Source organism: Nocardia sp. NPDC051756, from assembly GCF_040681495.1.
Taxonomy (GTDB): domain Bacteria; phylum Actinomycetota; class Actinomycetes; order Mycobacteriales; family Mycobacteriaceae; genus Nocardia.
This window is the reverse complement of sequence record NZ_JBFAYV010000012.1, coordinates 78,515-102,199: the sequence shown is the minus strand read 5'-3', so window position 1 is coordinate 102,199 and position 23,685 is coordinate 78,515. Positions and strand designations below refer to the sequence as shown.

Annotated in this window: 25 protein-coding genes and 1 pseudogene; 6 read left to right on the top strand and 20 right to left on the bottom strand. The window is 67.8% G+C overall.

What is annotated here, in order from left to right; translation table 11 throughout:
• Positions 1 to 22: 22 nt before the first annotated feature.
• The 9 genes from AB0M22_RS39150 to AB0M22_RS39110 all read right to left on the bottom strand — a co-directional run bounded on the left by AB0M22_RS39150 (position 23) and on the right by AB0M22_RS39110 (position 8,217).
• A complete protein-coding gene (locus AB0M22_RS39150) occupies positions 23 to 580 on the bottom strand; it encodes a sugar O-acetyltransferase (protein ID WP_364737694.1) in 558 nt (185 codons plus the stop codon).
• An 86-nt stretch (positions 581 to 666) separates the two neighbouring features.
• Positions 667 to 1,230: an ATP/GTP-binding protein gene (locus AB0M22_RS39145; RefSeq protein ID WP_150407655.1), complete on the bottom strand. Its 564-nt coding sequence runs from the start codon at positions 1,228 to 1,230 to the stop codon at positions 667 to 669.
• 28 nt (positions 1,231 to 1,258) lie between these two features.
• Entirely contained in the window at positions 1,259 to 1,648 is a 390-nt protein-coding gene (locus tag AB0M22_RS39140) for a DUF742 domain-containing protein (RefSeq protein ID WP_364737692.1), read from the bottom strand.
• Positions 1,649 to 1,701: 53 nt separating this feature from the next.
• Positions 1,702 to 2,085, bottom strand: a complete 384-nt coding sequence (locus tag AB0M22_RS39135) for a roadblock/LC7 domain-containing protein (protein WP_150407654.1) — start codon at positions 2,083 to 2,085, stop codon at positions 1,702 to 1,704.
• 41 nt (positions 2,086 to 2,126) lie between these two features.
• Complete coding sequence (locus AB0M22_RS39130; protein WP_364737690.1) at positions 2,127 to 4,904, bottom strand: nitrate- and nitrite sensing domain-containing protein; 2,778 nt, start codon at positions 4,902 to 4,904, stop codon at positions 2,127 to 2,129.
• Positions 4,905 to 5,303: 399 nt separating this feature from the next.
• Positions 5,304 to 6,326 carry a hypothetical protein gene (locus tag AB0M22_RS39125; protein ID WP_364737688.1) on the bottom strand — a complete coding sequence of 341 codons (1,023 nt, stop codon included), beginning with the start codon at positions 6,324 to 6,326 and terminating at the stop codon, positions 5,304 to 5,306.
• Positions 6,327 to 6,370: 44 nt separating this feature from the next.
• Complete coding sequence (locus tag AB0M22_RS39120) at positions 6,371 to 6,889, bottom strand: hypothetical protein (RefSeq protein WP_364737686.1); 519 nt, start codon at positions 6,887 to 6,889, stop codon at positions 6,371 to 6,373.
• Between the two features lie 25 nt (positions 6,890 to 6,914).
• Positions 6,915 to 7,682 carry an alpha/beta hydrolase gene (locus AB0M22_RS39115; RefSeq protein ID WP_364737684.1) on the bottom strand — a complete coding sequence of 256 codons (768 nt, stop codon included), beginning with the start codon at positions 7,680 to 7,682 and terminating at the stop codon, positions 6,915 to 6,917.
• A gap of 34 nt (positions 7,683 to 7,716) precedes the next feature.
• Positions 7,717 to 8,217, bottom strand: a complete 501-nt coding sequence (locus AB0M22_RS39110) for a MarR family transcriptional regulator (protein WP_364737682.1) — start codon at positions 8,215 to 8,217, stop codon at positions 7,717 to 7,719.
• A 56-nt stretch (positions 8,218 to 8,273) separates the two neighbouring features.
• Here AB0M22_RS39110 and AB0M22_RS39105 point away from each other — a divergent pair, with 56 nt between their 5' ends.
• Positions 8,274 to 8,864: a hypothetical protein gene (locus tag AB0M22_RS39105; protein ID WP_364737680.1), complete on the top strand. Its 591-nt coding sequence runs from the start codon at positions 8,274 to 8,276 to the stop codon at positions 8,862 to 8,864.
• A 137-nt stretch (positions 8,865 to 9,001) separates the two neighbouring features.
• Positions 9,002 to 9,370 carry a hypothetical protein gene (locus tag AB0M22_RS39100; protein ID WP_364737678.1) on the top strand — a complete coding sequence of 123 codons (369 nt, stop codon included), beginning with the start codon at positions 9,002 to 9,004 and terminating at the stop codon, positions 9,368 to 9,370.
• A gap of 59 nt (positions 9,371 to 9,429) precedes the next feature.
• Here the strand turns inward: AB0M22_RS39100 and pheT are convergent, their stop codons facing one another.
• The 3 genes from pheT to AB0M22_RS39085 form a co-directional block, all read right to left on the bottom strand.
• Positions 9,430 to 11,934: a phenylalanine--tRNA ligase subunit beta gene (gene pheT, locus AB0M22_RS39095; protein ID WP_364737676.1), complete on the bottom strand. Its 2,505-nt coding sequence runs from the start codon at positions 11,932 to 11,934 to the stop codon at positions 9,430 to 9,432.
• A gap of 33 nt (positions 11,935 to 11,967) precedes the next feature.
• Positions 11,968 to 13,029 carry a phenylalanine--tRNA ligase subunit alpha gene (gene pheS / locus AB0M22_RS39090; protein WP_364737674.1) on the bottom strand — a complete coding sequence of 354 codons (1,062 nt, stop codon included), beginning with the start codon at positions 13,027 to 13,029 and terminating at the stop codon, positions 11,968 to 11,970.
• A 348-nt stretch (positions 13,030 to 13,377) separates the two neighbouring features.
• Positions 13,378 to 14,805 carry an MFS transporter gene (locus tag AB0M22_RS39085; RefSeq protein ID WP_364737672.1) on the bottom strand — a complete coding sequence of 476 codons (1,428 nt, stop codon included), beginning with the start codon at positions 14,803 to 14,805 and terminating at the stop codon, positions 13,378 to 13,380.
• Positions 14,806 to 14,909: 104 nt separating this feature from the next.
• Between AB0M22_RS39085 and AB0M22_RS39080 the strand changes: the two genes are divergently transcribed.
• Positions 14,910 to 15,488 carry a TetR/AcrR family transcriptional regulator gene (locus AB0M22_RS39080; RefSeq protein WP_364737670.1) on the top strand — a complete coding sequence of 193 codons (579 nt, stop codon included), beginning with the start codon at positions 14,910 to 14,912 and terminating at the stop codon, positions 15,486 to 15,488.
• An 18-nt stretch (positions 15,489 to 15,506) separates the two neighbouring features.
• Here AB0M22_RS39080 and AB0M22_RS39075 read toward each other — a convergent pair whose 3' ends face one another.
• The 4 genes from AB0M22_RS39075 to infC form a co-directional block, all read right to left on the bottom strand.
• Positions 15,507 to 16,304: an RNA methyltransferase gene (locus AB0M22_RS39075; protein ID WP_364737668.1), complete on the bottom strand. Its 798-nt coding sequence runs from the start codon at positions 16,302 to 16,304 to the stop codon at positions 15,507 to 15,509.
• Between the two features lie 38 nt (positions 16,305 to 16,342).
• A complete protein-coding gene (gene rplT, locus AB0M22_RS39070) occupies positions 16,343 to 16,723 on the bottom strand; it encodes a 50S ribosomal protein L20 (protein ID WP_107655317.1) in 381 nt (126 codons plus the stop codon).
• A 133-nt stretch (positions 16,724 to 16,856) separates the two neighbouring features.
• A complete protein-coding gene (rpmI, locus tag AB0M22_RS39065; protein ID WP_135236040.1) occupies positions 16,857 to 17,051 on the bottom strand; it encodes a 50S ribosomal protein L35 in 195 nt (64 codons plus the stop codon).
• A 58-nt stretch (positions 17,052 to 17,109) separates the two neighbouring features.
• On the bottom strand, positions 17,110 to 17,823 hold the full coding sequence (gene infC, locus AB0M22_RS39060; RefSeq protein WP_364737665.1) for a translation initiation factor IF-3: 714 nt from the start codon (positions 17,821 to 17,823) through the stop codon (positions 17,110 to 17,112).
• Between the two features lie 368 nt (positions 17,824 to 18,191).
• On the opposite strand from infC, the gene AB0M22_RS39055 reads away from it, so the two are divergent.
• From AB0M22_RS39055 to AB0M22_RS39045, 3 genes are all read left to right on the top strand, one after another.
• Positions 18,192 to 18,533: a DUF1844 domain-containing protein gene (locus tag AB0M22_RS39055; RefSeq protein ID WP_107655315.1), complete on the top strand. Its 342-nt coding sequence runs from the start codon at positions 18,192 to 18,194 to the stop codon at positions 18,531 to 18,533.
• Between the two features lie 106 nt (positions 18,534 to 18,639).
• Positions 18,640 to 19,254, top strand: a complete 615-nt coding sequence (locus AB0M22_RS39050; protein ID WP_364737663.1) for a TetR family transcriptional regulator — start codon at positions 18,640 to 18,642, stop codon at positions 19,252 to 19,254.
• Positions 19,255 to 19,305: 51 nt separating this feature from the next.
• Positions 19,306 to 20,859, top strand: a complete 1,554-nt coding sequence (locus tag AB0M22_RS39045; RefSeq protein ID WP_364737660.1) for an FAD-dependent monooxygenase — start codon at positions 19,306 to 19,308, stop codon at positions 20,857 to 20,859.
• 97 nt (positions 20,860 to 20,956) lie between these two features.
• Here the strand turns inward: AB0M22_RS39045 and AB0M22_RS39040 are convergent.
• From AB0M22_RS39040 to AB0M22_RS39025, 4 genes and pseudogenes are all read right to left on the bottom strand, one after another.
• A pseudogene (locus AB0M22_RS39040) lies at positions 20,957 to 21,064 on the bottom strand (2-phospho-L-lactate transferase); the annotation flags it as partial.
• 141 nt (positions 21,065 to 21,205) lie between these two features.
• Positions 21,206 to 22,114 carry an alpha/beta fold hydrolase gene (locus AB0M22_RS39035; protein WP_364737658.1) on the bottom strand — a complete coding sequence of 303 codons (909 nt, stop codon included), beginning with the start codon at positions 22,112 to 22,114 and terminating at the stop codon, positions 21,206 to 21,208.
• Positions 22,111 to 22,542, bottom strand: coding sequence for a helix-turn-helix domain-containing protein (locus AB0M22_RS39030; RefSeq protein ID WP_364737656.1), 432 nt, complete (start codon positions 22,540 to 22,542; stop codon positions 22,111 to 22,113). Before AB0M22_RS39030 ends, AB0M22_RS39035 begins: the two co-directional genes overlap by 4 nt.
• A gap of 62 nt (positions 22,543 to 22,604) precedes the next feature.
• Positions 22,605 to 23,384: a hypothetical protein gene (locus AB0M22_RS39025; RefSeq protein WP_364737654.1), complete on the bottom strand. Its 780-nt coding sequence runs from the start codon at positions 23,382 to 23,384 to the stop codon at positions 22,605 to 22,607.
• Positions 23,385 to 23,685 lie beyond the last annotated feature (301 nt).

The window sequence follows — 23,685 nt, the reverse complement described above, 5'->3', positions numbered from 1 at the left end:
CTAACTACCGGCTACGACATGGCTACAGCTCACGGATCACCCGCGCCGGATTGCCTGCCGCGAACACCTTCGGCGGCAGATCCCGGGTGACCACGCTCCCCGCGCCCACCACAGTGTCGTCCCCGACGGTCACCCCCGGGCACACGATCACCCCGCCGCCGAACCACACGTTGTTCCCGATCCGGATCGGCGCGGCCGTCTCCCAGCGCTGTCTGCGCAGTTCATGGTCTTCCATCGGGTGCAACGCGGTCAGCAATTGACACCGCGGCCCGATCGACACGTCGTTGCCGATACTGATCGGCGCGCAATCCAGCAGGATCGCATCGAAATTCAGGAAACTGTTCGTCCCGATCTCGATCAGATATCCGTAGTCGCACTGGAACCGCGGCCTGATCCACGACCCCTCGCCGAACTTCCCGAGCAACTCCCGCAGCGTCGCCTCGCGCCCCGCCCGATCCGCGGCCTCGCTGCGATTGAACTCGTCGCACAACCGCTGCGCGCGCTCGCGTTCCGCCTCCAGCTCGGGATCGTTGTCCCGGTACAACTCCCCGCGGAGCATCCGCTCCTTCTGCTCACCCACCCCCGCCACCTTAGACGCCGAACGGGACAGGACCCGGCCCCGATTTTCGACGGCTGCCGTGGTCGTGTCCCGTTCGATGGAGATCGTCAGGCAGGCAGTCCCTGCACCGATAGTCGATGGAACAGGACCTGCTCCAGGAGGGCGACGAGCACGTCCTTGACCGATTCACGGTCGCGCGCATCGCATTCCAGGACCGGGATCCAGTCGTCGAGCTCCAGGGCCTCGCGCACCTCGCCGAGGTCGAAGTGCACGCCGTTGTCGAAGCGGTTGACCACCACCACGAACGGCGTCTGCTTCTCCTCGAAGTAGTCCAGCACCGGGTAGCAGTCACCGATCCGGCTGGTGTCCACCATGATCACCGCGCCGAGCGCGCCGTCCACCAGGTCGTCCCACAGGAAGACGAAGCGATCCTGGCCGGGCGTGCCGAACAGGTACAGGATCAGCGAGCGGTCCAACGTGATTCGGCCGAAGTCGAGCGCGACCGTGGTCTGCGTCTTCTCCGCCCGCCGGCCCGGATCGTCGATGCCGAGCGACACCTCGGTCATCGCCGCCTCGGTGACCAGCGGCTCGATCTCGGAGATCGCGCCGATGAAGGTGGTTTTGCCGACACCGAATCCGCCGCTGATCACGATCTTCACCGAGGACGGCATCGTCGGCGGTGGCGGCGCAGTGTTCATGTCAGAGTGCCCGTACAAGGTCCCTGATCCTCTCGATGGCAGCGGTAGACAGTTGATCGGCCTCGCGCACGGTCGCGTACCCACCGGCGACGAGATCGCTCACGACGACCTTCGCTACACCGACCGGAACGCGCAGCGCGGTACCGATTTCGGCGATGGAGTGTGGCTGCTGGCACAGCTGCACCACGGTGCGCTGCTCGAATTGCAGCGGTGCGGAGAGCGCCGAGGGCGGCGCCTGCACCAGGGTTTCGATGCGCAAACCGTCCATCAACGGCGTAGTGCGCCCCGCGGTGACGACAAAGGGACGCACAAACTGTTCATCACTGTCGACAAGTTCTTCGGCCGGTGGTTGTTGCTGGCCTGGGCGGTCCGGATCGAACCACCCGAACATCTGATTCATCGGGATCATCCGCGGGTCCGGCAGCCTCGGCCGGTCAGGATCTCTCATCTTCGCAACGTCTCTCGCAACTCGGATATCAACGTCGGGTCAAGGAGCGACCCGGCGCGTTCGGCCAGCACGGCCATTTCGTAGCCGACAAGGCCGACATCGCAACTGCCGTCGGCGATTACGCCGAGGCAGCTGCCGTCACCCATGGCCGAGACGAGCAGGAAGCCCCGCTTCATCTCGATCATGATCAGTTTGAGTCCGTCGAAGGAGTAACTGCGTGACGCGCTCTTGGCGAGGCTGGCCAGCCCCGAAACCATGGCCGAGAGGCGGTCCGCTGAGGTGCGGTCCAGGCCGTCCGACATCGCGATGAGCAATCCGTCCGAGGAGACCGCGACGGTGTCGCGGACACCGTCGGTTTCCCGGACGAAGTTCGCGAGCATCCAGTTGAACGTGTGCGGGTCGGCGCTCGGCAAGTGAGTGGTCACCGGTTCTCCTCTGCGGGGGTCTGAGCCTGATCGTCGGCGCGGGTGTCGTGGTCGCGGGCACCGACATACGGACGAGTGGTCGACGGCGGCGGCGGGGCGCCGCGCTCGTGTCCGGCCCGGAACGACGAAAGCATGCTACGGGTTTCGTCCGGCGAACGCTCCGGAATCGGCGCCCGATCCGGACGTTCGGCCGATCCGTTCGTGTCGCGGCGCGGATCGGCGCCCGGCGCGGTGCCCGCGGTGCGGGACTTCTTGTTGCGCTTGACAAGTCCGTTGCGCGTGGTGCGCTGCGCGGAGCCACCGGTCGCCGAACCGTTTCCGCTGTACAGGCTTTCGGCGACACCGTAGTGACCGTCCGGCGAATCGGGCAGGCGCCAGGTTCCGGTGTCGGTCAGGTTGTCCGACTGCGTCGGCATCGCCGGCGGCGGCGGAGGCGTGGAAACCGTTGGCGGGGACACAAATTGGGAGTACGCGGAGGGTGCGGGAGCGCTCGGCGCGGCATGCTGCGGACCGTTGTACTGGTCGTCACGCGGGACCGCCCGCTGGGCCGCGGTCCACGGACCCTCGGCCCGGCGGTCCGCACCGTTCTGCTCGTTCGACGAGATCGCCGGCGCCGCATGGGCGGGGCCGCGCGGGTTCGGCGGGATCGGCTCGGCGGTGTTGCCGCGGATCACGGCCGGAGAAGTCATGGCGCCGTTGGCATTCGGCGCGGGCTCCAGTTCGGGCGCGCTGTTCGACTCCGAGTCCGCGCCCCAGGACCGTTCCAGCCCGGTGCCGGAGATCTTCGCCTGCACCGCGGCCGGCCGTCGATCTTGTTCCTGCACAAGAATTTCCAGCGGCAGCGACATCCGGGCAACGATGCCGCTGACCGGCGAGACATTCAGCTCGACGTCGATGCCGAGCCGCTCGGCCAGGCGACCGACCACGTAGTGGCCGAGGTAGCGGGTCGGCGCGACGATGAAGTCCTGCTCGCCGCGCAGCCTGGCGTTGGACTGGGCCAGCTGGTCCATCGGCATGCCGACACCGTGGTCGACCACGGCCAGCAGGTACCCGTGCGGCACCCGGCGGCCGTAGATCTCGACCTCGAGATCCGGTGGGGAGAAGGCGAGTCCGTTCTCGATCAGCTCGGCCAGCATGTGCGCCAGCTCGCTGACCACCGCGCCGGTGATCATCACGTCGTCCACCCGGCGCAGTACCACCCGGCGGTAGTCGTCGACCTCGGACAGGCCGGCGCGGATGACGTCGCTCAGCGCGATCGGCTGCGCCCAGCGGCGCGGGCTCGCCTCGCCGACGAGCACCAGCAGGCTTTCGGCGTTGCGGCGCATGCGGGTGGCGAGGTGGTCGAGCTCGAACAGGTTGGACAGACCCTTGGGATCGAGCTCCTCGCGTTCGAACTCGCTGATCAGGCCGAGCTGGCGGCGCACCAGGTTCTGGTTGCGCCGGGCCAGGTTGGCCATCGACTCCGTGGTGTTGCGGCGCACCAGCGCCTGCTGCGAGGCGAGCTCGAAGGCGGTGGTCTGCACGCGGTTGAGCGCGCCTGCCAGCGCGGCGATTTCGGTACTCGCACCCGCTGGCGCCAGCACCGGCATCGGCGCCTCCGGCCTGCTGTCGTCGGCCCGCGACCAGGCCTCGATGACCTGGGGTAGTCGGCGCGAGGCCACGTCGTCGGCCTCGCCGGCCAGCGCGGCCAGCGGGCGCACGATGGCCCGCACCGAGGTGATCACCAGCGCGATCATCGCGGCGATGGCGATGGCCGAGACGACGAGGAAGGCGATCAGCTTGGTCGCCGCGGCGGCGCGCAGGCTGTCCGCGCGGGCTTGCACGTCGTCGCCGACGGCCTGCTGCACGGTGCGCTGTTCGTCGAGGACGCTGGACATCTGCGTCCACCAGGTCATCGGATCGACCTCGCGGACCAGCGGCCCGTCGCTGGAGGCGATCGCGATGCTCTCGGATTGGTCTGCCTTGGTGGCGTTCTCGCTCAGCATCGCCGCGTCCAGCTTGGCCTGCTGGCTCTTGGTCGCGTAACGGGAGAACGCGGTGAAGCCCGCGAGCTTGGTCGAGCGGATCTCCATGAACTGCACGTACTCGCCGCCGTTGAACCGGCCCGCGGTGAAGACGCCGTTGAGGAAGCCTCGTTCCTTGTCGACCTCCTCCTTGGCCGCGCCGAGCGCGTACAGGGCCTGGAGCCCGCGCTGGATCTGCGGGTCGCGGGCCTGGTCGAGGCCGAGCGCGAGCCGGTTCAGCGCGGTGACGCCGTCGGTGTAGAACTGGAACACCACCTGGCGGCTGACCCGGCGCGAGTCGATCTGCGTGCGCGTGTTCGCCAGCAGGTTCAGCTGGCCGAGCGCCGCCCGAACCTGGTCCGCGCCAGGGGCATCCCCGGCGGCGGCGCTGGTGAGCGAACCGAGCGCGGCGTCGACCTTGCCGCGCTGATCGAGCAGCGGCTGCTGCAGGCGGTTGTCGCCACCGAGCAGGCCGTTGCTCAGACCGAGCTCACGCTGGATCTGGTTGGTGAGGTCCTGCACGTTCAGCGCCAGCGAGACGGCCTTCACCGTGTCGTTGGACTCGCGGTAGTCCGAGAGTTCGCGGTAGACAGTCACTCCCAGCAACGCGAGCACCAGAATCAGCGCGAGCGCCAGAATTCGGGTCAGCTGACCGCCGATGGTGCGCGGCCGCGCGATGGCCGCAATTCTCCCGCTGGGCAACGCGGAGGGAACCGCAATAGTGAGATCCGGTGTGTCCCCGGGCTTTGGTTGCCGTAGACGTGAACGCACCAACCTGCTACTCCTCCGAAAAGCCGGCCGTGACAGCTCCACGACGAGCGCACGGAAAGTCTCCGAGCAAAATCCCATATGCCCGGTCCGGCGTCAACTCGAGAACCCCGAATAGGGAACTTTGTTCATACTTTTCAACCCGCGCTGCAACCTGTTGCCACCCGCTGTCCAGTTCAGGACAGAAAAGGTCGTACAACGTTGAAGCAGAACTTAATAACCCAGCCTGGTCGGATGGGACATCAGGAGATCAGTCGGCATCCGGGCGCCGGCCCGAAATGCCCTCGGATCGTAGCCGAGTCGCAGCCGTTCGCGCACCTCGTGCGACGGCCGCTCGCCCCGCCGCCGCGCGCAGTGACCTGCGCACGGTCGGCAACCACTCAGCTAGCGAAGGGTGGGGGGTTACGCCCCGCCGAGAATGGCGAGTACCTTCTCCGAGGTGTAGAACGGCTCCAGCCGCTCCCGAATCAACGTGGCCAGCACGCCGTTTCGCTTGGCGCCCTCGATGACCGCGGGTCCGTAGCGCAGGATTTCGGCGCTGATGTCGGCGGCGGACAGTCCCAGCTCCGGCAACATGGCCGCCAGGGTGTAATCACCGTACTTCGTGAAGAACACCTCGACACATTCGTCGACGAGCAGCCCGAAGTATTCCTTCTCCCTTGTGGTGACCGCGATTTCGTAGCAGATCAGCACCAGCTCGTTCAGGTCCTTCTGCGACAGATAATCGCGCAGGCCGCTGACCGGCTCGTCGGCGTGCAGATCCCAGAATTCCATGGCGGCGTCGTGTACCGGTGCGTCCCGCAGCATTTCGCGGATCGCGTTGTTGGTCCGCTTGAGCGCGTACACCGCGCCCTTGCCCGCCATGTCGCCGATGAAGGTGCTCTCCGTCGCCTTCTTCGCGGTCTTGGCCGCGGACTGGCCCATGGAGATCAGCGAGGAGACGCCGGGGATCTTGCCGGCGATCTGCTTGTTCGCCTCCATGAAGTCGGAGATCAGCTTGTCCACGAACTTCGACGCGACGGTGGCGACCAGCGGGCTCTCGGTGAGCCGGTCCAGGATGCGTTCCTGCGCCTGGTGCATGCCGAAGATCTTCTCCAGCAGCGCCTCGACCGGTTCGCGGTCGACCACCTGGCCGAGGGTGTAGTCGTTGTTGGCGGCGATGTTGTCGTAGATCGAATCGGCGAAAACCCCGACCATGTCGGCGATCACCGGGCTGCCGCCGATCAGATCGATGATGGTCGCGACGGTCTGCTTGGCCTGATCGACCTCGACGATATCGCGGAAGATCAGCGTATCCGCGACGCCGAGCACCGAATCGACATCGCGGGCAACGACTTCCGCGAAGCGATCACCGGTGACCTCGGCGAGCAGGAATTCCACCTGGGCATCGAGTAGCCGTTCGGCAATCTCGCGCGGCTCCGTCATCGTGTTCCACCCATCACAGTCGTAGTACGGTGCGCCCGGTCAGGTTACGGTCCGTGTGTTTCGGTATCGTTGCCGCGCAACGACTTCCGTATCTGATCCAGGCGTTCACGCGCCGCCTGCTCGCGCGCGTCCCATTGCTCGTCGACGCTGCGGCCCGCCGGGGTCTGCTGATCCAGCTCGCCCATGCCCTGCGCGGTGCCGAAGCGCTGCTCGACCTTATCGCGAACTGACCCCCAAGTAGGGACACCGGACGGCGAATATCCGCCTGTCTCAGTCGGTGCCGGGATACCGGTCGGCGGTACCGGTACCGCGGGTACCGCAGAACCGCCTCCGACCTGGCCGGATACGTCGTGCAGCGGTGGCGCGTCATGCACCGACGTGGGCATCGTGGTAGGAGTCACACCGCCTGCCGTCGTCGCATCACCGGTCTCCAGCAGGCCGAGCAGGGCGGCGTGCACGACCTCGAAGCCGGGCCGGTCCGCGGTGGCAACCAGCAGTACACCGGCCAATTCGCGGTCGGTCAGCGCGGCCAAACGGGCCGCGATCTCGCTGTTTTCAGTCATAACACCAGGCTACGCAGACGCAGGCTCACGGCCGGACGATTGCACCGGCCCAGTCACGCACCAGCTCGAACCAGGCGGAGCCGCCCACCATGAGCAGATCGTTGTGCCCGGCGCCGGGAAAGACCTTCAGTTTCTTCGGTTCCCGGGCGGCGGCGTAGAGGCGTTCGGCGTGCCGCAGCGGCAGGAGTTCGTCCTGGTCGCCGTGCATGATCAGGACCGGGGCGCGCAGCGAGCGGAGGCGCTTCTCGTTCGGGTACGCGTCGGGGACCAGCGGGCCCGGCAGGAACGGATAGACGGATCTGGCCGCGTCGCGCAGGCCGGAGAAGGTGGACATCAGCATCAGCCCGGCCGGCGGATGCGCGAGCGCGAGTTCGGTCATGACGCCGCCGCCGAGCGACTTTCCAAGGTAGAGAACGTGATTGGGATCGACGCCGGGTTGTTCGAGCAGCACCCGCCGGGCCGCCCTGGCGTCGAGGTAGGTGCCGTGCTCGGTGGGGCGGCCGGTGCTCTGCCCATAGCCGCGGTAGTCGAAGGCGAGCACATCGAATCCGGCCTCGACCAGCAGCGCGAACAGGGCGATCCGATCGCCGACATTGCCCGCGTTGCCGTGCGCGAACAGGATGTGCCCGATCGACTTCGGCGCGGGCACCCACCAGCCGTGCAGCGTTTCGCCGTCGGCCGTGCTGATCGACAGGTCGGTGTACGGCATGCCGAGGACGGCGGGCGTCTGCACGATCCGCCGATCGGGCAGATAGGTCAGCGCGTTCAGGATCGGACTGGCCGGGTGTCGCATGATGTCGTTCTTACCCCTCCGCCCGCGGTTTTGGTCACTCGACCCGCATGACTTTCGGGTGCTGCGGTTCGGTGACGTAGCTGGAGCCCGCGCCGCCGATGATTCGCAGCAGCGTGCCGCGCAGGCGGGCGACCTCGTCGGCGCCGACGATCTCGTCGAGATGGCGGTCGAACCGCTCGACCACCGCGACGCCCGCGTCGACCACGGCCCAGCCGTGTTTGGTCAGGCGGACCAGCCGGGCACGGCGGTCGGCCGGGTCGACGTCGACCTCGACGTAGCCGTGCCCCTCGAGGTGCCGGACGAGTTCGCCCATCGCCTGCTTGGTCATGCCGGCCCGCTCCGCCAGCGCGGTCAGCCGGGTGCCGTCCGGTTCGATCAGCTGGAAGACCGGGGCGTGCGCCGCGCGGACATCGTCGAAACCGGCCGCGGCGATGCCCGCGTCGAGTTCGGCGGCCAGGGTGCGCGCGGCCGCGGAGAGCAGGTTGCCCAGGGGCGCCGGGCGGTCGACCAATGGATTAGTAAGGCGCTTGACCATTTTCCCTCTCGCTCTTAGTGTTGGTAAGGCACCTTACTATCTCGAAGGGTTCTGATATGCGTACTGCCGCATGGGGTTTTGCCTGCGCCGCACTGGTCACCGAACTGGGCTGGCTGTTGTTCTTCGACGGATCGCTCGGCTGGATCACGGCGACGGCCGTTGCGGTCGTCGCGGTGCAGGTCGGCACGCTCGGACGCGTTCGCGTGGTGAGCATCGTCGTCCGGGTGGTACTCGGGTTATTGCTGCTCGGCTCGGTGGCCGATCGCTTCGGTCTACTCGGCGCGCCTGGTGCCGCAGGTGTTTCCTGGGGATCGTTCGACGCTTTCGTCGACTACACGCGAACGTTGTTGCCCGGCTTCGTCAGTGGACTGGCCTCCCCCGCCGCCGTCGCGGCCACCATCTTCGAATTCGGGCTCGGGGTCGCGCTGGTGGTCGGCCTGGTCCCCCGGATCACCGCGGCGGCCACTGCCGGATTGCTCGCGGTGTTCATGCTGGCCATGTGGACGTCGCTGGGATTCGCCGCGATGTCGGCGTACGCGGTTGCGGTCCTCGCCGGCGGTGCCGCGCTGGCTGCCGCGGCAGCGCGGAAACCCGTGGTCGAGCGCGTTTCGGCGGCCGACCGGCGGGTGCTGCCCGAGCCTGCCTGAGCGATGTGCACGACCGTGCCGCTCGCGACTCGCCGGAAATCGGGCCGCTTCGGACGGCAGCGGAACGGGTATACAAGGCGGGGATTGTCAACCGACGAAAGGGAACGTCTTTTATGCGGACAACGATTCTCGCGACTGTGACTCTCGTGACGGCGCTCGCCGGCTTCACCGCCGCAGCCGGGCCCGCTGGTGCCGTGAGCGATGCGGACACGTGCGCGTCCGTCAGCGCGACGGCCAACGAGCTGACCACCGGGATCAACGCGTCCAAGGCGAACGGCGGCGGGTCCGCGGCAGAGGTGAAGGCGGCCTTCGGCAGCGCGGCGGGCAAGCTGGACGCCGCCGCGGCCAATGCCGACGAGGGCCCGGTGAAGACCGCCATCGCGGGCGCCGTGCCGTACATGAACAAGGCGGCGACGGCCTCGGACGACCAGCTCGGCGCCGTGCTCCAGGACCAGGAATTGCAGAACGCCATGTCGAACCTCGACCAGGCGTGCCGCACCAGCTAGTCCCCGCGGCATGAATCAGGCCCGGAAGCCTCGGCTTCCGGGCCTGATCGCGTTTCGGCCTAGCCGCGCAGGACCGCGCCGACGGCGTCGGCCGCGGCCGCTACCGCGGCGTCACGGGCGGCGCTCGCTTCGTCCTCGGTCAGGGTGCGGTCGGTGGCGCGGAAGCGCAGCGCGTAGGTGAGCGACTTGCGACCCTCGCCCGCCTGGGTGCCCTCGTAGACGTCGAACAGGGCGATGTCTTCGAGGAGTTCGCCGCCGCCGGAGCGCAGGGCCGATTCCACGGAGGCCGCGGGAGTCGCCTTCTCGACGCTGACCGAGACGTCCTGCAACACCGCCGGGAACGGGGAAATCGTCGGGGCGGGACGGGATTCGAGCAGCGGCAGGGCGTCGAGGTCGAGTTCGACGGCGCAGGTGCGCGGCGGCAGGCCGGAGCGCTCCAGCACGGCGGGGTGCAGTTCGCCCGCGTAACCGACGACGTTGCCGTCGACGACCAGCTCGGCGCACCGACCCGGATGCCACGGCAGGTGGGCGGCCGGACGGCGTTCGATCGTGACACCCGCCGCGTCGGCGACCGCGTCCGCGAGGGCGAACGCGTCGGCGGCTTCGGCCTGGCGACCCTGACCCCACGGTCCACGCGGTTCCCGGCGACCGGTGAGCACGGCCGCGACGTGCACCGGCTGGGCGGGCAGCGAGTCGAGCAGATCGGCGATCTGGTCGTCGGTGGGACGGCGATCGACCGGCAGCGCCTCGACCGCGTGCACGTTGTCACCGGGCAGCACCACCTGCGCGATGCCGTAGATGGTGAGGTCGCGCGCGCCGCGAGAGATGTTGCGGGAAGCCACTTCCAGCAGCGCGGGCAGCAGGGTGGTGGCCAGCTCGGCGCGCTCGGCGTCGAGCGGGTTCAGCACCCGGGTGGTGGCCCGGCGCGGGTCGTCGGCGTCCAGTCCCCAGGTGTCGAAGACGCTGCCGGACATGAAGATCGACGCGGGCACCTCGACCGCGCCGGCCAGGGCCAGCGCCCGGCCGACCGCGCGGCGGCGACGCTGGGTGGCGGTGAGGCCACGCCCGGCGGGCGCGGTGGGCAGCACGGACGGGATCTGCTCGAGCCCCTCCAGCCGCAGCACCTCTTCGACCAGGTCGGCGGGCTGGGCCAGGTCGGGCCGCCAGCTCGGCGGGGTGACCTCGAGCTGACCGTGCCCGGTGGTCTCGTCCACGGCGACCTCGACGGTGCAGCCGATCTGGGCGAGGCGGCGGGCAGAGGTGCCGGTCGGGTAGATGACGCCGGCGACGCGGTCGGCCAGGTCGATGTCCATCCGGATCGGCGGCGCGGACGGAACCGGGACGCGGACGTCGGAGAGCGCGGATTCGACTGTGCCACCGGCGATTTCGGCCAGCAACGTGGCGGCGCGATCGAGCGCGGCGACGTTGATCTCCGGGTCGACCACGCGCTCGTAGCGCTTGCCCGCCTCGGACACCAGCTTGTGCCTGCGCGAGGTCCGGTAGACCAGCAGCGGGTTCCAGGTGGCGGCCTCGAGCAGGATGTCGGTCGTTTCGGCGCCGACCTCGGTGGTCGCGCCGCCCATCACCCCGGCCAGCGAGACCACGCCGGAATCGTCGGCGATCACCACGTCCTCGGCGTCGAGGGTGCGCTCGACCTCGTCGAGCGTGCGCAGCGTCTCCCCCTTGTTCGCGGTGCGCACCACCAGGCCGCCGGACAGCTTGGCGGCATCGAACGCGTGCAGCGGCTGGCCGAGTTCGAGCATCACGTAGTTGGTGACGTCGACGGCCGGGGAGATCGGGCGCACCCCGGACAGCAGCAGCCTGCGCTGTAACCACCACGGGCTCACCGCATTCGGGTCGATGCCGGTGACCCGGCGCGCGGCGAAGCGGGTGCACTTGGAGTCGGGTTCGAGGGTGATCGACCAGGCGTCCGCCTCGTCGTCCGGCAGCGTACGCACGGCGGGATCGGCGTAGTCGAGGTCGAAGCCGCAGGCGAGTTCGCGGGCCAGGCCGCGCACCGAGAAGCAGTAACCGCGGTCCGGGGTGATATTCAGCTCGATGACCGTATCGTCCAGGCCCAGCAGCTCGTTCGCGTCCGCGCCCGGCTCGGCGGTACCCGGCTCGAGCACCAGGATGCCCGCATGATCCTTGCCGATACCGAGTTCGGCGACCGAGCAGATCATGCCGTTGGAGACATGGCCGTAGGTCTTGCGCGAGGAGATCGCGAACCCGCCGGGCAGCACGCCGCCGGGCAGCACCACGACGACCAGGTCGCCGATGGCGAAGTTGGATGCGCCGCAGACGATTTCCTGCAGGTCCGGGTTGCCCACGTCGACCTTGCAGAAGCGGATCGGCTTCTTGAACTCGGTCAGCTCGGTGATCTCGGCGACCCGCCCGACGACCAGCGGCTTGTCGATGTCACCGGAGATCCGCTCGAGCTGGTCGACCTCTTCGACCTCCAGACCCACACGGACGAACCCCGCGTCGAGTTCCTCCGGCGTCACCGACCAGTCGGGGTTGGTGCGCTGGATGATGTCGGTCAGCCAGGATTGCGCTACTCGCACTTGACGTTTCGCTCTCTCGATCGAAGGGTGGGGTCAGGACCGGATGCCGAAGGGCAGGGTGAAGCGCACGTCGCCCTCGACGATGTCGCGCATGTCCGGGATGCCGTTGCGGAACTGCAAGGTCCGCTCCAGGCCCATGCCGAACGCGAACCCGCTGTACACGTCGGGATCGATCCCGCTGGCGATCAGCACCTTCGGGTTCACCATGCCGCAGCCGCCCCACTCGACCCAGCCCGCGCCGCCCTTCTTGTCCGCGAACCAGACGTCGACCTCGGCGGAGGGTTCGGTGAACGGAAAGTAGTTGGGCCGCATGCGGGTTCGCGTTTCCGGGCCGAACAGCGCCCGGGCGAACGCGTCCAGCGTGCCGCGCAGGTGCGCCATGGTCAGGCCCTTGTCCACGGCCAGGCCCTCGACCTGGGAGAACACCGGGGTGTGCGTGGCGTCCAGCTCGTCGGTGCGGAAGGTGCGGCCGGGGCACACGACGTAGATCGGCAGGTCGCGTTCGAGCAGCGAGCGCACCTGGACCGGGGAGGTGTGCGTGCGCAGCACCTGGCGCGAGCCCTCGGGGGCGATATGGAAGGTGTCCTGCATGGTGCGGGCCGGGTGGTCGGGCAGGAAGTTGAGCGCGTCGAAGTTGAAGTGCTCGGTCTCCACCTCGGGACCCTCGGCGACCTCCCAGCCCATCGCGACGAACACGTCCGCGACCTGCTCGGAGATGACGGTGATCGGATGCCGGGCGCCGAACGGGTGCCTGCGCGCGGGCAGCGTCACGTCGATCGCCTCGGCGACCAGTACCGCCGCGTCCCGCTCGGCGAGCAGCGCCGCGTGCCGCGCCTCGAACGCCTCCGACACCCGGCCGCGCGCGACGTTGACCCGCTTGCCCGCGTCGGCCTTCTCCGTCTTCGGGATGCTGCCCAGCGCGCGCTGCGCCAGCGCGAGCGGCGCCTTGCCGCCGAGGTGCTCGGTTTTCGCGACCGCGAGCGCATCCAGGTCGGCCGCAGCGGCAAACGCCTTCTCGGCGGCCGCCGCCGCCGCGGCCAGTGCCTCCTCGGTCAGCGTCGCGTTCTGCTCGACTGCGTCGTTGTCGTCGGCCACGATGGTTCGACTCTCCCCTGGGGATCGGTTCGCGGGTACGGCTCGTTCCCTACCCACATTGCTGCTGGTGGAATCCTATTGGATGCGTCATATCCGATTCACGCGGATTCCCCGGTCGGCGGTGGCACGCCGATTACGCTGCATGTCAGCGGTGACATTGCGACGACAGTCACGTTCCCCGAAGAACAACTGCGGCCGATCCGTTGAGCCGGCCCCCTCAGCCTGGCTACCGGATCGGCCGCAGCCGATGGTCTGCCGGGTCCGCGACAACGCTGTCGCCGAGCGCCACAGACCTGCCGATGCCTGCCGCTCCCCCTGCTGCGGCAGACATCGGTGTCTTGCACCCGGTCAGACCTGGGTGATCTTGGCGGGCAGGAGGAGGGAGAGGACCGCGCCGACGGCGACGATGGCGGTGCCGACCCAGATCGCCGGGACCAGGCCGTCGACGTAGGCCTGCGGGCTGAGATACGAACCGTGCGAGGCGAATACGGAGGCGAGGACGGCGATGCCGAGCGCAACGCCGACCTCACGCAGGGTGCTGTTCGTGCCGGACGCCATCGCCCGATCGTCCGCGGCGGCGCTGGCCATCACGACCGAAGCACTCGGCGGCAGCGTGAGCCCCATGCCTATCCCGGCGAGCAGGAACGGTCCGACGAAAGCGCCGTAGCCTGCGTCGACGGTGGTGATCGCCGCCATCCAGCCGAGCGCGACCGCCAGCAGCAGCTGACCCGAGGCCAGCAGCGTGCGCGCACCGATCCGGTCGACCAGCAGACCCGAGATCGGGGCGACCACCATCGGCACCAGCGTCCACGGCATGGTCCGGACGCCCGATTCCAGCGGGCTGTAACCCTGCACCACCTGGAAGTACTGCGCCAGCAAGAAGATCGATCCGAAGACGCCCATGGCGAAGGTGAAGCTCGTCGCATTGCTGATCCGGTAGGCCCGCGAGCGGAACAGGCGCAGCGGCAGCATCGGATCGGGCGTCCGCAGTTCCCACGCGATCAAACCGGCCAGCAGCACCGCGCCGCCGATCAGGCTGCCGAGCACGGTGAACGAGGTCCAGCCGTCGTCAGCGCCGTGAATCACGCCCCACACCACCGCGAGCACACCGCTTGCCGACAACACCAAGCCGACCAGATCGAGCCGCCTGGTGCCGCCGTAGGACTCGCGCAGCACCCGGGCCGCGAACGGCACGACCGCCAGGCCGATGGGCACGTTCAGCCAGAAGATCCACTGCCAGCTCAGCCCGTCGACCACCGCGCCGCCGACCAGCGGCCCGACCGCGACGCCGAGTCCGGCGATGCCGCCCCAGATGCCGATGGCGGCGCTGCGCATCCGCTCCGGCACGGCCGCCGACAGCAGGGTCAGCGACAGCGGCATGACCGCGGCGCCGCCGAAGCCCTGCACCACCCTGGCCGCGATCAGCATCCACGGCTCGGTGGCCAGCGCGCACGCCGCCGACGCGACCGTGAACAGCGCGATGCCGGCCAGGAAGATCCGGCGGCGGCCGAGCCGGTCACCGATCGCCGAGACGGTGAGCAGCAGCGAGGCGAACGACAGCGTGTACGCGTTGATGAACCACTGCAGATCCGACAACGAGGCGCCGAGTTCGGTGCGGATCACCGGCAGCGCGTTGGTCACCACGAGGTTGTCCAGCGTGACCATGAACATCGGGATGCCGACGGCCGCGAGCACGGCCGCGACCGCGCGGCCGCGCATCGGCTCGGCGGGCTCGACGGTCGCCGGCGAGACGGCGGGTTCGAGAGTTTCGGTCATGACGCGCCCTTAGTTGTAATCGACTGATAACTAGTGACCGAAGAGTATGCATCGACTGATAACATGTCAATACCGAGGGGGCGGGGCGAACGGAATGGAGCACGATGTCGAGTCCGACCAGAGTCCGGATGACCGCCTCCGAGCGGGGCGAGCAGGTGTTGCAGGCCGCCGTCTCCGCCTTCGCCGAGTCCGGCTATGCGGCTACTCGCACCGACGAAATCGCCAGGCGCGCAGGGGTTTCCCAGCCGTACGTGATCCGGCTGTTCGGCACCAAGCAGCACTTGTTCATCAGCGCGCTGCATCGAGTGTGCGATCGGATCGAAGAGGTGTTCCGCACGGCACGCGAAGAGGCGGCGCCGGACGCCACGCCGGAGGAGGCGCTACACGCCCTCGGCCACGGCTTCGGCATCTTCCTGGCCGACAAGGAATTGCTTCAACTGTTCCTGCACGGCTTCGCGGCGAGCGGAGAGGCGGCGATCGGCGACGAGGTACGCACCCGGTTCGGCAAGATCTACCAACTGGTGCGCGACCTCACCGGCGCCGAGATCCACGAGGCCCGCGAGTTCATCGCCACCGGAATGCTGCTCACCGTGCTGAGCGCGATACAGGTGGCGGGTCCGAACGCCGCCGAGGTGCCGTGGGCGCTCGAACTGCTGAACGATTGCACACAGTCGGCCGACTGAGCGCGATCGTGCGGTGGTCTACTTCGCGTAGCGCACGCGGGAATTCGCGTACAGGCAGATGGCGGCCGCGGTGGCCAGGTTCAGGCTTTCCGCGCGGCCGCGGATCGGGATGCGGATGCGGTGGTCGGCGCGCTGGGCCACGGCGGGATCGAGTCCGTGCGCCTCGTTGCCGAACAGCCAGGCGACCGGCCCGGTGAACAGTGCGTCGGCGTCGTCCAGGTCGACCTCGCCGTTCGCGGCGGTCGCCAGGATCGTGATGCCCGCCGCCGCAAGGGAATCCAGCGTTTCACCGACGTCGCGATGCCGGGCGATCGGGACGTGGAAGAGGCTGCCCGCGCTGGCGCGCACGCACTTCCCGTTGTGCGGGTCGACCGAGTCACCGGCCAGCACCACCCCGTCGACGCCGACCGAATCGGCGACCCGGATGAGGGTTCCGGCATTGCCGGGTTCGGCCATCTCGACGGGTACGGCGAGCATCCGCGGCTGCGTCGCGAGCACCTCGGCCAGCGGCACGTCGATCAGTGCGCACACCGCGACAAGGCCTGGCGCGGTAACGGTTTCGCCGAGCTGCTGAGCCGCGCGATCGCTGACCAGCGTGGTCCGCACGCCCATCCCGGCCGCGCCGGCGACCAGTTCATGCTCGCGCGCGGCCGCGCCGGCGGAGTAGAACAACTCCTGGACCCGCCCCGTATCCAGCGCGGCGGCAACGGAATTCGCGCCTTCGGCCAGGAACTGCCCAGCCTTGCGGCGCTGCGCACCGCGGTGCAGCTTGACAGCCGAAACGACCCGCGGATTGCGCTCGGAGAGCGCGTCCACGGGTCGTTCCGAAAGGTATTCGCTTGTCACCCGGTGACTTACGCGGCGGGCGCGTTGACGTCCTGGGGCAGGGCGGCCTTGGCGATCGCGACGAGACCGGCGAACGCCTCGGCGTCGGACACGGCGAGCTCGGCGAGGATCTTGCGGTCCACCTCGACACCCGCGGCCTTGAGGCCCTGGATGAAGCGGTTGTAGGTGATGTCGTTCAGCCGCGCCGCGGCGTTGATGCGGGCGATCCACAGCTTGCGGAAGTCACCCTTGCGCGCCCGGCGGTCCCGGTAGGCGTAGGTGAGCGAGTGCAGCTGCTGTTCCTTGGCCTTGCGGTACAGCCGCGAACGCTGGCCGCGGTAGCCCTTGGAGGCCTCGAGGATGGAACGACGCTTCTTCTGAGCGTTGACGGCCCTTTTGACGCGTGCCATGGGTCAGTCCTTTGTCGATCTAGGGGGCGCATGCGGGCACCCGGAGTTTGTCAGTTGGTCGGCGTCCGGAATCCGGAACGCGGTGTGCTCGCGGGCTCTTTCGAGCGACCGGCAAGCAATCGCTACCGGTCTCTCAGAGACCGAGCAGCCGCTTCACGCGCGGGACGTCGACGGACGCGACGGCCTCCGTGCCATCCAGACGACGAGTCCGGCGGGACGACTTGTGCTCGAGCAGGTGGCGGCGGTTCGCCTGCTGGCGAAGCAGCTTGCCTCGGCCCGACACCTTGAATCGCTTCGAGGCGCCGCTGTGGCTCTTCATCTTCGGCATGGATTCCTCTATCTGTCTCGTCCCGGCGGCCCTTGCGGACCGCCGGCTCTTATCGGTATTACTGCGGCGGGTCGGCCTGCTCGGCCGGAGCCGCGGCGGGCGTCGTGTCTGCGGCGACGGCCTCAGCGGGCGCGGGGCTCGGCTGCGCAGCGGGCTGCTGCGGCCGCGGAGCTGCGGACTCCTGCTGTGCCTTCACTCGCGTCTTCGCACCCTTGTGGGGGGCGAGGACCATGGTCATGTTGCGACCGTCCTGCTTGGCCGAGGTCTCGACGAACCCCAAGTCAGCCACGTCCGCCGCGAGCCGCTGCAGCAGCCGGTAGCCCAGTTCGGGCCTGGACTGCTCACGTCCACGGAACATGATGGTGACCTTGACCTTCGACCCCGCCTCGAGGAAGCGCATGACATGGCCCCTCTTGGTCGCGTAGTCGTGGTCGTCGATCTTCGGGCGGAGCTTCTGCTCCTTGATCACGGTTTGCACCTGGTTCTTCCGAGACTCGCGCGCCTTCTGCGCCGTCTCGTACTTGAACTTGCCGTAGTCCATGATCTTGCAGACCGGCGGACGTGCATCCGGAGCGACCTCGACGAGATCGAGATCTGCCTCCATGGCGACGCGTAGTGCATCTTCAACACGCACGATCCCAACCTGCTCGCCGCTGGGTCCGATAAGCCGGACCTCGGGAACACGGATGCGATCGTTGATGCGGGTCTCAGTGCTGATGGGGCCTCCTAGGTCAAGCGGTGTCGTCAGGACGACCGCACGCAATAACTGCAACCCCTTTTCAACACAAAAGCCCCGGAGCGGTATTCCGCTGCGGGGCCCGAGTCGACCGGTCAGCGCACGCCAAAGCTTCGCGTGCGATCTTGTGCGTGGCTCTCGCGAGAGAACCCCGGCACAAGAAACCCGCCTTCGAGAAGGCGGGTGACCGGACCGTTTGACCTGACGATCGCTCGTCGGCAACGGTGGGAGTCGGGCTCCACTTATCAGCCCCAGGCTCGAAATCTTGGAAGAAGACACAACCAGGGGCGGTCGTCAGCGAAAAGTCTAACATTGCGTTCGGCTATCGCCGAATCGGCCCGGTGCCCGCGCGTCGAGCTCGGCCGATTCCCGTGGCCGCGGGTCGCGTCGCTAGCCTGATGAGCATGACAGAAGAGCTCGACAACTCCGTGCGCGAACTGGCCGACATCCCCGCGGTCGAGGTGATCAGCCGGGCCGCGGTGATGCTGATGAGTTCGGCCGCGGAGAAGCTCGGGCTCGCGGACGAGGACCCGGAAACCAGCACGCGGCGCGATCTGGACGAGGCGCGCCGGGTGATCACCGCGCTGGCCGGGCTGGTCACCGCGTCGGTGGAGTACCTCGGGCCGCATGCCGGGCCGATTCGCGAGGGGTTGCAGTCGTTGCAGCGCGCGTTCCGGGAGGCGTCGGCGCATCCGGATGAGCCGGGCAAGGGGCCGGGCGAGAAGTACACCGGGCCGGTCTACTGATTCCCTTTCGGCGCTGACCTTGCCTTTCGCGCAGGTCGGGCGCTGCACAATATTGCCCGGCGGGAAAACTTTCCCGCCGGGCACGTTTTTTCGGTAGCCTGTGGTCATGCCGGAAGACGAAGTGCTCGGTCTGCGCGAACGCAAGAAACTCGATACCCGCATGGCGTTGAGTACGGCCGCGCTGGAGCTGGCCTTCGAGCGAGGGTTGGAGAACATCACCCGCGAGGACATCGCGGCGCGGGCCGGGGTATCGGTGCGCACGTTCAACAACTACTTCACCGGTAAGCACGACGCGATCGTCTATCGCCAGTCGGTGCGCGTCCGGCGCAGTCTGGCGATCTTGCGGGATCGTCCGGCGGATGAGCCGCTCTGGACCGCGCTCACCGTCGCGATGCTCGAGCCGCTGGAAGACGACGGGGCGCAGTTCGTATTGCCGAGTCCGGAGCAGTTGGCCGAGATCCGGAAGTTGTTCAGCGTCGCGGAGTTACGGCAGGCCCTGTCCAAGGAGTTGTCCGACGATTGGCTCGAGCTGATCGCCGAACGCACCGGCACCGACCCGCTGCGCGATGTGTATCCGCGCCTGGTCACCGGCGCGATCGCCAGCGTCGTCGAAGCGTCCATGGTCGCCTACGCCTACGCGGACCCGCCCGTGCACATCACCTCCGTGATCCGCCGCGCCCTCGATCAGGTCGCCGCCGGGCTCCCCGAACCGCCGCGCTGACCTAGCGCCGCCCACACCGAAACCCACTATCGAACAAGGGGTGTATTTGTCATGCCTGAAAACTCTGTCGACGTAGTCATTTCCGGGGCCGGACCGAACGGGTTGATGCTCGCCGGCGAACTCGCGCTGGCCGGGGTGCACGCCGTTGTGCTGGACGAGTTGCCCGGGCCGAGTGCGCAGCCGAAGGCGAATGGTCTTGTCGGCCAGGTGATTCGGTTGCTGGACATGCGTGGTCTGTACCACGAGTTCGGCGGCCCGCCCGGTGCGCCGCAGCCACTGCCCCACTACTTCTTCAGCGGGCTGCCGCTGTCGTTCGCCGGGCTGGCGGACAATCCGATGTCCGTGCTCGGTCTGCCGCAGCCGAAACTTGTTCGGGGGCTGGAGAAGTGGACGGCCGGGTTGGGAGTCGAGATTCGGTGGGGGCACCGGCTTTCCGCGTTGACCCAGCGCGATGGTGGCGTCGACATCACTGTCGCGGGACCGGATGGCGACTATCACCTCGGCGCTCGATACTTGATCGGTGCAGACGGCGGCAAGAGTGTCGTCCGTAAACAGGTCGGCATCGAATTCCCGGGTTACACCGCGACCGACAGCATCGCGCGGATGGGACATGTCTGGCTGCCGGACGAGTTGCGGACGGGCGACGGTGGAATCGAAGTGCCCGGGTTCGGGCGACTTCCGTTCGGGCACAATCGACTGGAACGCGGCGGGTTCGTCTTCGCCGAGCTGGAGCCGGGCCGACCGCTCATCGCGACCGTGGAGTTCGGCGGCGAACCGGTTGATACCCCGATGAGCATCGAGGAACTGCGCGGCAGCGTGCGCCGGGTGCTCGGCGTCGACCTGCCGCTGGAAGCGCCGCACGGGCCGGGCCCGCATGCGCTGCGCCGCATCGAGAATCAGAACACGCGGCAGGCCGAGCGGTACCGCGAGGGCAATGTGTTCCTCCTCGGCGATGCCGCGCACGTGCACTCCGGAATGGGCGGACCGGGACTCAACCTCGGCTTGCAGGATGCGGCCAATCTGGGTTGGAAACTCGCCGCGGCGATAAAGGGTTGGGCGTCAGCAGAATTGCTCGACACCTACCACTCGGAGCGGCATCCGGTCGGCGTGCGCGTGATGATGAGTTCACTTGCACAGACCGCGCTCTTCGCGCCCGGACCCGAGGTCACCGCGATGCGTACGCTCCTCGGCGAACTGCTGGAGCGGCCCGAGAACACCGCGTACATCGCTCGATTGATGTCAGGTTCCGATACTCGCTACGAGACCGGAGACCCGCACCCACTCGCCGGTCGAATGGTCCCCGACCTAACCCTCGAAACCCCCGATGGCACACAACGAGTCGCCGAACTCCTGCGCAAGGCGCGACCTGTCTTGCTCACGCTCGCCGACAACCCGAACTTCTCCGAGGTCACGTACGCGTGGCGCGACCGAGTGGACACCGTCGCCGCGACCAGCGCCGACGCGCCTGCCACAGCACTATTGATCAGACCGGACGGCTACGTGGCCTGGGCGGCCGACGACGCCGACCGATCCGACCAGGATCGCTTGCGGGCAGCACTGACCCGCTGGTTCGGCACACCAATGTCTGTCCCCGCCAACGGATAGCGCGATCCCGCGGCGGCGCGGCCGCTCGAGCGGCCGGGTACGCGGCGCGAGCCTCCGATCGGAGTCGATCGGCCCGACGCGGACCTCCACCGCGCAGCAGGCATTCATCGGCCATGCCGCGCAGCGGTTTACCGTCGATCACACCGGATGTACCGATCACTTTGGCGTCGGTCGGGCGTAATGCGCCGCGGATTCCGGGCACCGCCGATGCTCACGCTGACCAACCGGTTCGGCTCGCCCCTGAACCGACGCCGGCACTAGGTGAGCCACCGCTTCGCGTACGAATTGGCTTGCTGCGCAACGGATCGCGCAGCCGGACGATCCGTGCGCGACATTACGCGGTCGGTTACCGGGTGGGCTGCTCCTCGAGGAGGAACTTCGAGACGGTGTCGGTCTGACCGAGGATTGCGTGTCCGGCCTCGGGGAGGACGTGGACCGTTGCATGCGGGACGCAGCGGCGGACGCGTTCGGCGGTGACCGCGGAATCGAGCATGACGTCACGGGAGCCGACGATCACCAGCATCGGCATGGTCAGTCCGCGTAACGCATCATCGGAGAATATGGGCAGGCGCTCGGTGCGCGGTTTGAACTCGGCGAAGGTCAGGACCACGTCGTCGAGGACCTCCTCGGCCAACTGGATGTCCAGGCCGGTGACGATGGCAGCCGTGCGGCGCACGCCGCGGCGACCGAAGAGGCGCAGGAACAACGCTTTCGGCAGCCAGCCCATCATCTGTGCGCCAACGCCGCCAGGGCACAGCAGGGCGAGCCGAGTGATCCGGCCCGGCCTGCGGATGGCGTAGTCCAACGCCACCCAACCACCGAGGGACATCGCCACGACCGAAATGTCGCTGAGCCCAAGGCCTTCCATCACATCGTCGAGCCACAGCGCGACCCGATCGGAGTCCAGGGGCGGACGGGACGGCGCACTGGCACCGGGCTCGCCGATGATGTCGACGGAGTAGGTGCGGAAATGCGTTGCCCAGGAGGCGATATCGCCACGCCAGTTCGAGGCGTTCCCGCCGGAACCGTGCAGCAGCAACAGCGGCGGCGCATCTTCCGGACCGGAGACCAGGACAAAGGTCTCCCCTTCCCGAGTCGGCACACGCCGTCGTTCGGCGGGTATCGGCCAAGCCTCCAGCAGTTCCGCGTAGCGCTGCCGAACCTTGCTCGCGCCGCGCTCCGACTTGTAGATCGCGGTCACGCCGCCTCCTCCCCCACGCCCGGAATCCGCCGTGACGATGTTCCGCTCGCTCATGACGCGAGCACCCCTTCCATGTAGTCGAACAATCGAGCCGTATCCGCAAGACCGCCCAGGACAATGACTTTCAGGCGCGCCCGCTCCGCGTCGTACAGCGTCTCGATCCGCAACGGCGCGTCCTCGCCGGAGCGAGTGTTGGCCGCCGCTAGCAGCAGCGTGGTCACGCGGTCGGCCAGCTCCCGACTGATCGCCTCGACCTGAACGATGCTCGACACCTCGGTGTGCCGCTGCCGCCCCACCGTCTCGCGCACCGGCGCAGGCACCGGCAACCCGGTGAACGCCAGCAGATCCGCCTCCGCGATCCGATACTGCTTCCCGATCCGCACCGCATTGAGCCGCCCGTCCCGTACATAGTTGCGGATCGTGCGCACATGCAGCCCGAGCCGTTCGGCCACCTGTTCCACGGAGTAGACGCGATCAGTCATCAAACTACCTTAAACTTCCCTATCGAACATCTCAATAGGGAAGTTTAAGGAATAACAGCCACTCAGTCGGTGCTGCGGGGTGGGTTCACGGTGACGGTGTCGATGTGGCAGCGGCGGCCGTCGGAGGTGGTGGGTGGGGTGAGGGTGCCGCCGGTGCCGGTGTAGGTGAGTTCGGGGGTCAGGCAGGCTTGCTGGGCGGCATCGCGGAAGGTGATGGTGGTGTCGGTGAAGACGAGGCGGTTGGGGATTCGGGCGTTGTCCCAGGGTTCGATGGCGAAGAGGGCCATGTTCTGGGCTTGGGCGCGCAGGTTGATCGAGTAGCGGACCGTGCCGGATTGGCCGGTGATGGTTTGGGTCCATACGCCGGTGGCTTGGTCGAGGGCGATGTCCATGTCGAGCGCCTCGCCGACCTTGACCGACATTGCCCGGCCGGAGTGGCAGTCGGCGTAACGGGGGTCCTTGGAGTACACGTTGACGTACTGGCCGGAAATCCACCAGGTCGAATAGGTCGGTGGTTGCTGGACCGGCGCACAGGCGTCACCCCAGGTGAGCACGGGCTGCAAGACGCCGAGACCGATCGGGTAATAGTTCCGGCCGCCCTCACGCGGTTCGAGGCCGGGCCACAGGAACATGGTCCCCACCCGAGACGGCTTGGCCGGAACGACGAAATGCGTCTGCATCCGGACCATTTCATTCGCCGACGGAATCTTGAAATAGATCCGCGACTGCTGATCCGGTTGCAGCGGAATCGGTTGCGTCCGCGGCGCCATCGTTCCCGGCGGCGCCGGCGCAGTCGGCGGCTCCGCCACCGAACTCGGCACAGCAACGAAACCCGCTGCCACTATTGCGATTACAACCGTGATGAGGTGACGAGCCGCAGCTCTACATTTAAGGTTCACACTTGCAAATGGAAACACACGTTAATGCCACAACGAGCGCCCCCGACTGGGGAAGAACAAAACCCCAGGCCCAACCGTCCCCAATCACCTTCCACTAAAGGCAATTACCGGAACCCCTACCTCAATTCTCCCGAAATCCCTTCGCGCACATAGTTGATCCTTCGAATACCTCTCAACAGCTCGAGCGCAGTGCACAAACCGTCTGTGCATATCGACCAAAGCGACAAATCCGCGCACCCTTTCG

What these genes read in the sequence shown, in the direction of transcription:
- AB0M22_RS39120 (WP_364737686.1), bottom strand. Translation starts at nt 6,889, where the DNA reads ATGACTGAAAACAGCGAGATCGCGGCCCGTTTGGCCGCGCTGACCGAC.
- AB0M22_RS39035 (WP_364737658.1), bottom strand. Translation starts at nt 22,114, where the DNA reads ATGAGCGAGCGGAACATCGTCACGGCGGATTCCGGGCGTGGGGGAGGA.
- AB0M22_RS39050 (WP_364737663.1), top strand. Translation starts at nt 18,640, where the DNA reads ATGCCGGAAGACGAAGTGCTCGGTCTGCGCGAACGCAAGAAACTCGAT.
- AB0M22_RS39115 (WP_364737684.1), bottom strand. Translation starts at nt 7,682, where the DNA reads ATGCGACACCCGGCCAGTCCGATCCTGAACGCGCTGACCTATCTGCCC.
- AB0M22_RS39135 (WP_150407654.1), bottom strand. Translation starts at nt 2,085, where the DNA reads ATGCTCGCGAACTTCGTCCGGGAAACCGACGGTGTCCGCGACACCGTC.
- rpmI (WP_135236040.1), bottom strand. Translation starts at nt 17,051, where the DNA reads ATGCCGAAGATGAAGAGCCACAGCGGCGCCTCGAAGCGATTCAAGGTG.
- AB0M22_RS39105 (WP_364737680.1), top strand. Translation starts at nt 8,274, where the DNA reads ATGCGTACTGCCGCATGGGGTTTTGCCTGCGCCGCACTGGTCACCGAA.
- rplT (WP_107655317.1), bottom strand. Translation starts at nt 16,723, where the DNA reads ATGGCACGCGTCAAAAGGGCCGTCAACGCTCAGAAGAAGCGTCGTTCC.
- AB0M22_RS39145 (WP_150407655.1), bottom strand. Translation starts at nt 1,230, where the DNA reads ATGCCGTCCTCGGTGAAGATCGTGATCAGCGGCGGATTCGGTGTCGGC.
- AB0M22_RS39045 (WP_364737660.1), top strand. Translation starts at nt 19,306, where the DNA reads ATGCCTGAAAACTCTGTCGACGTAGTCATTTCCGGGGCCGGACCGAAC.
- AB0M22_RS39125 (WP_364737688.1), bottom strand. Translation starts at nt 6,326, where the DNA reads ATGACGGAGCCGCGCGAGATTGCCGAACGGCTACTCGATGCCCAGGTG.
- AB0M22_RS39110 (WP_364737682.1), bottom strand. Translation starts at nt 8,217, where the DNA reads ATGGTCAAGCGCCTTACTAATCCATTGGTCGACCGCCCGGCGCCCCTG.
- AB0M22_RS39085 (WP_364737672.1), bottom strand. Translation starts at nt 14,805, where the DNA reads ATGACCGAAACTCTCGAACCCGCCGTCTCGCCGGCGACCGTCGAGCCC.
- AB0M22_RS39030 (WP_364737656.1), bottom strand. Translation starts at nt 22,542, where the DNA reads ATGACTGATCGCGTCTACTCCGTGGAACAGGTGGCCGAACGGCTCGGG.
- AB0M22_RS39055 (WP_107655315.1), top strand. Translation starts at nt 18,192, where the DNA reads ATGACAGAAGAGCTCGACAACTCCGTGCGCGAACTGGCCGACATCCCC.
- AB0M22_RS39140 (WP_364737692.1), bottom strand. Translation starts at nt 1,648, where the DNA reads ATGTTCGGGTGGTTCGATCCGGACCGCCCAGGCCAGCAACAACCACCG.
- AB0M22_RS39080 (WP_364737670.1), top strand. Translation starts at nt 14,910, where the DNA reads ATGTCGAGTCCGACCAGAGTCCGGATGACCGCCTCCGAGCGGGGCGAG.